We start from the raw sequence: 8333 nt of genomic DNA on the forward strand, positions 1-8333 counted from the left end.
AAACATAAATATGCTGTCGCTTTAACTGATCCGATTAATGGTAAACTAATTGATATATTAACTTCTAGAAAAAAAGATGATTTAATTGAGTACTTCAATACCTGGCCTGAGAAATTGCGGGAGCAGATCAAGTATTTCTCCATGGATATGTGGAGCCCATATAAAGCTGTTGCAGAAACTGTTTTTCCCAACGCTAAGATAGTAGTTGATAAGTTCCATCTGGTTACAGCTATCAATAATGCATTAGATACGCTGAGAATAGAGGAGCAAGATAAACAGACTGCTGCCAATAGAAAGAAGTTCTATAAATCAAGACTCACCCTTCTGATGGCTGGTGAAGATCTTGATGATGACGGCCATCAGCGGTTGATAGAAATCTTTAAATTATCTCCTGCTTTAGAAAAAGCATGGGAGTTAAAAGAAGAATTTAGAGATCTTCTCCAAATACCTGATGTTAAAGAATCTCTTGAAGCTTTAAATCACTGGTATGAAAATGTTAGCCAGGCCAAATTAAATCTTTTCTATAGAGCTAAAGGAACAGTAAAACGGTGGGAACAGCATATTATTAACTATTTTAAAACTAGAATAACCAACGGATTTGCTGAAGGTTTAAACAACAAAATCAAACTAATTAAAAGAATTGGCTACGGTGTTCCCAAAGTTGAAAACTTAAAACACCGAGTATATTTATCATTGCTAAGTATTTAAGAGCAATTAAAAAAATAAAAGAGATAACACGATTCAAACGGTGCTATTTAGATTTCACAACATTTGTGAAAGAACCTAAATTATTTAAAGAATATATTGAGCTGAATTAATTATTTGCAATAGTTATTAAACCGGGTTGATTCCCTCAAAAATATCGGTTTATAGTTAGTTTTCCATTGAGTATCTGGAAACTTTTAAAGGGCAAAATCCAAAAGGGGGATATAATGAAAACTTTAGCCTTGATTCTGGCCGGCGGCAGAGGCAGCAGATTGGATATTTTGTCAGCACACAGAGCTAAACCTGCAGTTCCTTTTGCAGGGAAGTTTAGACTGATTGATTTCGTTCTCAGCAACTGCATTAATTCGAATATTTATAATGTTGGTGTTTTAACTCAGTACCTGCCCCATTCCCTCAATAAACACATTGGAATTGGAAAGCCCTGGGATCTCGACAGGAAGAAGGGTGGATTGACAATCTTACAGCCATTTAAAGGAAACCTGGGAGCTGATGACTGGTATCAGGGCACTGCTCACGCTGTTTATAAAAATATCAGTTTTATTAAAAATGATGATCCAGAAAATGTAATTATTCTCTCTGGTGATCATGTTTATGAGATGGATTATGATCAGATGCTAGATTTTCATCGTCAAAAAGGAGCAGATTTAACAATAGCCGCCCAGCCTGTTGATTATCAGGATGCAGGTCGTTATGGTATTCTGGCTCATCAGGAAGATATGAAAATTACTGAGTTTGTAGAAAAACCTGCAGATCCTCCGGGTAACCTCGCTTCGATGGGTATTTATGTTTTCAAAACAGATGTTTTGCTGGATATGTTAAGACAAAACTGCACCAACCAGAGATCCGATTTTGGCCATCATATAATTCCGCCAATGATAGATGATCAAAAACAGAAAGTATATGTATATAAGTACTATGGTTACTGGAGAGATGTAGGAACACTGGATTCTTACTGGGAAACTAACCTGGATCTGACAGCAGATCTGCCAGAATTAAATCTCTATTCTGAGAAGTGGAGATTCTACACCCGGAGTGAAGAGAAACCGCCGGCAAAGTTTGGTAAAGAATCCCGGGTTTCCTGCAGTCTGATTTCTAATGGTGCAATTATTAACGGGCTGGTTAACCACTCTATAATCAGCCCCGGAGTTTATATTGAACAGGGAGCTGCTGTTCGAGATTCCGTAATTCTTAATGATACTGTAATTAGAAGTGGTACAGTAATTGAAAGAGCAGTTATAGATAAAGAGGTAGAAATTAAAGAGAACTGTCAGATTGGCCAGGGTGACGATTTTTCCCCCAATGCGGAAAAACCTGATCTGCTGCAGAATGGTTTAAACATTATTGCTAAAAGAGCTGAAATTCCCGCAGGAACTATTATGGGACGAAACTGCCGGGTGTTTTCTTATGTAACAGAAGCCAGTTTTGATGCTAACAATATTCCGAGTGGCAGCACCATTACTTCTGAGCTTGGTAAAAAAATAACCGCAGGTGATGAAGAAAAAATTGAAGAATTAAACAAATAATTTTTAAGGATTCTGCTCTGATAGGATATTAAGCCAGAGTCTGTAAATTTTGATATTAATCTTAAAGCAATCCAGTTTAGAAATTAAGTTTACTGCTAAAAGCACTGCTAACACTTAAAATTAAGTGCCGGCAGTGTTTTTTTTGTTTTTAGCAGCTTTCAGATTTTACTGAAAGTTAACATTAATTAGCTTCTTTTTTAGTATCCAGATATGATAAAATTAACCTGAGGTGGACTATTAATTTAAAGGGGGCTGATTAAATGAACAGCAGAATAGTAATTGTAGGGGCCAGTGATGTAGGGATAAGTACTGGCTTAAGAATAAGAGAACTTGACAGGTCGATTAAGCCATTAGTTATTGCTGATAATAATTTCCCCAATTTTAGTATCTGCGGGATACCATTTTTTCTGGGTGGTGAGGTTGAGAAGTGGCAGGATCTTGCTCACCGGAAAAAGAGTGATTTAAGAAAGGCTGGTCTGGAACTGCTTTTAGAAACCAGGGTAGAAAAAATACTGCCTGAGGCAAAAAAGATATTAATTAAAAATAATGATGGTGTCAGAGAGATCAAGTACGATAAATTGGTGCTTGGAACCGGCGGCATAAATATAGAACCCCCAATCAAAGGGCTGGAACTGGATGAAGTATTTTTTATGAGGTGGATGCAGGATGCAGTTGAGTTTGATAACTTTATTACTCAAAAAAATCCCCGCAGGGCTGTAATTGTAGGTGGGGGTTATGTCGGGCTTGAGATGGCAGATGCCCTGACAAAGCGCGGTCTGGAAGTTACAGTAATCGAATTTTTAGATAGTATACTGAGCACAGTTTGCAGCTCATTTAGAAAAAGAATTAAGGATAAGCTCGAAGAAAATGGAGTTAAGGTTATTTTAAATACTGAAGTTAAAGAAATCAAAAAATCTGACGGTGAACTGATAATAAAAGGAAGTCAGGGTTTTTCTGCTGCTGCAGACACGGTGGTTATTTCTGTTGGAACGAAGGCCAACAGTCAATTAGCTGCAGGTACTTCGTTAGAGCTTAATGATGATGGAACCTACAGTGTTAACAGCAGACTGGAAACTAATATTGAAGATATTTATGCCGGGGGAGATTGTGTTCAGAGTTTTAATTATCTCAGCGGCGAAAATAAGCATTATGCCCTGGGTACAGTTGCCCACAAGCACGGCAGAATTATCGGCAGTAATATCTGTGGCAGAGAAGAAGAGTTTGCTGGAGCTATCGGAACTCAATCAATTAAGCTTTTTGATCAGGTCGTCGCCAGAACTGGGCTTAACCTGGCTGAAGCAGAAAAGGCCGGTTTTGAACCCCGGACGGTTGAAATCGAGGCCCGGGATCATAAAATATATTATCCACCTGCATATAAAACCTATCTTAGAGTAATTGCAGACAGCAAAAGCGGGAGAATCCTGGGAGCCCAGATACTCGGCAATGTCAGGGCTGAAATATCGAAGCGGATCGATATATTTTCAGCTGCGATTTATAATGAAATGACCTGTGCAGAATTCAGCCAGCTTGATTTAAGCTATACTCCGCCGCTGAGCAGTCCCTGGGATCCAGTTCAAAAAGCTGTCCAGGAGCTTGAGCTTATTCTAGATTAGTTATATTATAATTTTTACAGATTGAAAACTAAATCTGACAGAATGATAATTATGGTCACAGCCTGGGGGATAGATATATCAAAAGAGCTGAAGAGGCAATTAAAAATTAGGTAAGATGTCGCTGCTAGAATTGGTAGAGATAAAATTGCAATTATCTTATCAGAAATTGATTATTCTAAAGCAGAAGAGGTTGCTGCCAGGATTTTAAAGAGGGTAGAAGAAGATAATAAGATTGAAGATTTACCATTACCTTTAACTACTGCTATGGACTTTGAAACGGCAGATTGTAATATTCAAAACTATAGTATCAAAAACATTAGAAAATGTTATAATAAAGCTGATAGAAAGATGTATGAACAAAAATTTGCAGGTAGATGTTAAGAAAAACAATTAAATATGATATGACAGAGCTGGAGTTTTAAATATATAACTTCAGCTTTATTATGTTACGGGGTGTAAAAATGAAAATTTTGTCGATTTATAGATAAAGGAAAAATAATATATTTCAAGAAATATATTATTGAAAGTAATTTGTGATATATTAATTAAGTGAAATATGTAAAAGAGCTTATTAAAAAGGGAGGTCATTTTGAAGTCTTTAAATTTATTGTCCTTAATTGATGCAAAAAAAGATTTAAGTATAGAAGTTCTTTCTAATTATTTAGATAACTATTCTGTGAAAATCAGTGATAATGAACTAGATGACTTATATTCACTAGTTGAAAATATCCAGAGATGTCATAATGATTTGGAGATATTTGAAAATTTTTTCGTTGGATATTCTATCCCACAGATTAGTAGAGAGTTTGACCTTTTGAGAATTGGAAATAATAATGTTATTAATATAGAACTAAAAAAAATATATACTGGAAAAGAAAGAATAGAAAAACAATTGAAAAGAAATAAGTATTATCTTAGCTTTTTGGATAAAGAAACTTTCAATTACACTTATGTTGATGAAAGTAATAAACTATATTCTTTGAATGAAGCTGAAAATCTAATTGAGCAAAATATAAATGAGCTAATTGATAAATTAATCCAACAGGAGGTCCCCAAGATAAAAAATATAGATAACTTATTTGATCCATCTAATTATCTTGTTTCTCCATTTAATTCAACTGATGTATTTGTGGAAGGAAAGTATTTTTTAACAAATCATCAAGAAACTATCAGAAAAAGTATATTAGAAGACAATCCCACAACTCAACCTTGTTATATTTCAATTTATGGTGCTGCTGGAACTGGTAAAACTCTTTTAACATATGATATAGCTAAGTATTATATTAATGAATCTAAAGAGGTAATTATATTTCATTGTGGAAATTTAAATGAAGGTCATGATAGACTTAATTCTAATTATTCTTGGCCAATTGTTCCAATAAAAGAAGTGGATCGGCATGAATTAACAACTTATAATCTTATTGTTATAGATGAAATTCAAAGGATAAGAAAAAATCAATTAAATAGAATTTTGGAAAGTTTAAAAGATACTAATGTAAAGTGCATTTTTTCATACGACCCTAAGCAGTGTCTTCACAGAAATGAGATTTTTAATAACATTCCTGAATATATTGAAGATAAAGTTCCAGTACAAAAGCATGAACTAACTGAAAAAATTCGAACAAATAATGAAATTGCTTCATTTATTAAGAACTTATTTGATTTATCTAAAATAAATCCTACTCAGAAATATTCTAATATTGAGATCAGTTATTTTTCTGATTATTCTGATGCCAAGAAATATCTAGATATACTTAATAGAAGAGACTGGAAAGTTATAAATTATACTCCTTCTCGAGATTCTTATCCATATAGGAGATATAATATATGTGGTGAAGATAGTGCTCATGGAGTTATTGGTCAAGAATTTGATAAAGTAGTTGCAGTGATTGATGAATATTTTCATTATAATAAAGAAGGAAAATTAGCAACTGAATATAGAGGATATTATCATGTGACAAAAATGCTTTTTCAAATATTAACAAGAACTAGGAAAAAGCTAAATATAATAATAATAAATAATGAAGTTTTATTAGAAAAATGTTTAAAAATTTTAAATAGAAAAAAATAAAAAAACAGAAAATGAAAATATGAATTTTATTAATTGAATTGATCATTAAAATAATTTTGGGGAGGTGGATTATAATGGCAAAAAAATCACATCATGTTGTTCCAAATCCTAAAGGTGGCTGGAATGTTAAGAGAGGTGGTTCTGTTAGGGCATCAAAGCATTTTGATAACAAAGAATCAGCAATAAGTTGGGCTAGAAGTGTGAGCCGCAATCAAAAATCGGAACTTTATATTCACAAGAAAGATGGAACAATTCAAAGAAAAGCAAGTCATGGTAAAGATCCTTATCCTCCAAAGGATAAAAAATAAGATGAGTTACGAAAGAAATATATTTATAAATTGCCCTTTTGATGATGATTATAATTCTTTGCTTAGACCAATGCTATTTACTATTGTTTTTTTAGGATATTTTCCAAAGCTGTCAAATGAGAGATCAGATTCAGGAGAAACGCGAATTAATAAAATATGTGATTTGATTAAGAAATCAAAATACAGCATACATGACTTATCAAGGTTAAAGCCAGATGAAGATGAGTTTTCAAGACAAAATATGCCCTTTGAGCTGGGATTAGATATAGGATGCAGAAAATTCGCTAATGATCATTTAAAAGAAAAGAAATGTTTAATATTAGAAAAAGAAAGATACCGTTTCATGAAATCTTTATCAGATCTATCTGGGTCTGATATAAAAGATCATTCAAATAATCCAAGTAAATTAGTTATTCAAGTAAGGAATTGGTTTATTGAGACTGTTGAATTAAGAGATATACCTAGCGGGAAGCAAATATGGTATAATTTTACAGATTTTGCAACTGATTTTTATGATAAACGAAAAAAAGAGAATGAAAATTTTGATGATCAAGAGTTAAATATGATGCCAATCCCAGAGTATATATATTATATAAAAGAATGGTGCGAATAGAATATAGAAATTATTGATTTAATTTAGTCATTTTTATAATTAAGGAGTTTTCTATAATGAATAAAAGCACAATTAGTGATCTTCTTTTAACTGGACTAGAAAGTTTTTTAGAGGTTAATAATATAAGTCAGTCTGAAATATTTGAGAAAGTGATTGCTAAGATATTAAAAATGAATGAATTAGATCATTTAATTGATTCTGCAACAGAAGATATTTTTAAATTTCAATTTTTATTATTAAAGGAAACTGATAGAGGAGTTGCTTTAATGTCTGCTGCATATTTAGAAAACAGTCTTGAATTTTTACTAAAAAAGTATTTTATAAAAAATATTTCTTCAAAAGATGATCCGTTTAATAAATATGGATTTTTATCCTCTTTTTCTTCAAAAATTGATCTAACTTATATGCTTGGGCTAATTAGCTATAAGACAAAGCAAGAGTTAAACCAGATAAGAAAAATGAGAAACACATTTGCTCATTCTGCTGATTTTATAGATTTTGATAAGCAATCACTTTCTGATAAATGTGATAATCTAAATGAATATAAAAAATTAGAAGACTCATCTCCAAGAGATATCTTTATTGATGCTGTCTTTAGGTTGTCTGGTATTATTTATACTACTAGATTAGAAATTGATGAGAGACAAGAAAAAAATGATCGAGACTCATACCAATTTGATATAAGAGAACTTATTCCAGATTTTAAAAAAGAATTTTTAAAAGAGCTTAAAGGTTATATAAAAAATATTGAATAAATGTTTAATTGAATTTTGAGAGGAGAAATTAAAATGTCAGATAGTTTATTTGTAAAGGAAGATAAAATAGAATGGGAAACTGAAAATCTATCTGATAGGGCAACTAATTCAGTTAGTTATGCTTCTGAAAGATGGATTCCTGAAAATGAAGATATTTATAGAACCAGTTTTCAAAAAGACATTGAAAGAATATTATATTCTAATGCTTTCAGAAGATTACGTACCAAAACGCAGGTTTTAAATGATCCTTATAATCAACATAATAGAACAAGACTGACTCATACAATCGAGGTTTCTCAAATTTCTCGACAGATTTCACGGGCATTAAATCTAAATGAAGATCTAACTGAAGCAATTGCTTTGGGACATGATTTAGGCCATACACCGTTTGGTCATGCAGGTGAAAGAGTATTAAATGACAGCTTAAAGGAAATAGATGGCTTTTCACATAATGTTCAAAGTGTTTGGGTTGTTGAAAAATTATATCATGGAGTTAAAATTGATGGTAAAATAATACCTGGTTTAAATTTAACATATGCAGTAAGAGAGGGTATCTTAAAACATACAGAAGTAAAAACAAATATTGATGACTTAGAAAAATTTAATCCTGAAAAGCCACCGACTATGGAAGTGTTTTTTGCAAGTTAAAATTCCCGGTTTTTGCAAAGTTTTTTTCACAGCCACCCAATAGGGAAAAATTAAAGTGAATTTTGGGCTCCTTTCA

At 32.4% G+C, this 8333-nt stretch carries 8 protein-coding genes and 1 pseudogene; all 9 read left to right on the plus strand.

Annotated features, from left to right (window positions below; translation table 11 throughout):
- The coding region (locus C7958_RS15225) for an ISL3 family transposase (RefSeq protein WP_111573522.1) at window positions 1-708 on the plus strand (708 nt) is incomplete at its 5' end.
- Between the two features lie 224 nt (window positions 709-932).
- Window positions 933-2249 carry a glucose-1-phosphate adenylyltransferase gene (locus tag C7958_RS15230; protein WP_111573523.1) on the plus strand — a complete coding sequence of 439 codons (1317 nt, stop codon included), beginning with the start codon at window positions 933-935 and terminating at the stop codon, window positions 2247-2249.
- A gap of 260 nt (window positions 2250-2509) precedes the next feature.
- Window positions 2510-3862 carry an FAD-dependent oxidoreductase gene (locus C7958_RS15235; RefSeq protein WP_111573524.1) on the plus strand — a complete coding sequence of 451 codons (1353 nt, stop codon included), beginning with the start codon at window positions 2510-2512 and terminating at the stop codon, window positions 3860-3862.
- Window positions 3863-3988: 126 nt separating this feature from the next.
- A pseudogene (locus C7958_RS16170) lies at window positions 3989-4243 on the plus strand (diguanylate cyclase domain-containing protein); the annotation flags it as partial.
- A 208-nt stretch (window positions 4244-4451) separates the two neighbouring features.
- Window positions 4452-5933, plus strand: a complete 1482-nt coding sequence (locus C7958_RS15245; protein WP_111573526.1) for an ATP-binding protein — start codon at window positions 4452-4454, stop codon at window positions 5931-5933.
- A gap of 74 nt (window positions 5934-6007) precedes the next feature.
- Entirely contained in the window at window positions 6008-6241 is a 234-nt protein-coding gene (locus C7958_RS15250) for a DUF2188 domain-containing protein (protein ID WP_111573527.1), read from the plus strand.
- 1 nt (window position 6242) lies between these two features.
- Window positions 6243-6854: a hypothetical protein gene (locus C7958_RS15255; protein WP_111573528.1), complete on the plus strand. Its 612-nt coding sequence runs from the start codon at window positions 6243-6245 to the stop codon at window positions 6852-6854.
- A gap of 56 nt (window positions 6855-6910) precedes the next feature.
- Window positions 6911-7609: a hypothetical protein gene (locus C7958_RS15260; protein ID WP_111573529.1), complete on the plus strand. Its 699-nt coding sequence runs from the start codon at window positions 6911-6913 to the stop codon at window positions 7607-7609.
- Between the two features lie 33 nt (window positions 7610-7642).
- Entirely contained in the window at window positions 7643-8257 is a 615-nt protein-coding gene (gene dgt, locus C7958_RS15265) for a dGTP triphosphohydrolase (RefSeq protein WP_111573530.1), read from the plus strand.
- Window positions 8258-8333: the final 76 nt, after the last annotated feature.

The organism is Halanaerobium saccharolyticum (genome assembly GCF_003259895.1).
Taxonomy (GTDB): domain Bacteria; phylum Bacillota; class Halanaerobiia; order Halanaerobiales; family Halanaerobiaceae; genus Halanaerobium; species Halanaerobium saccharolyticum_A.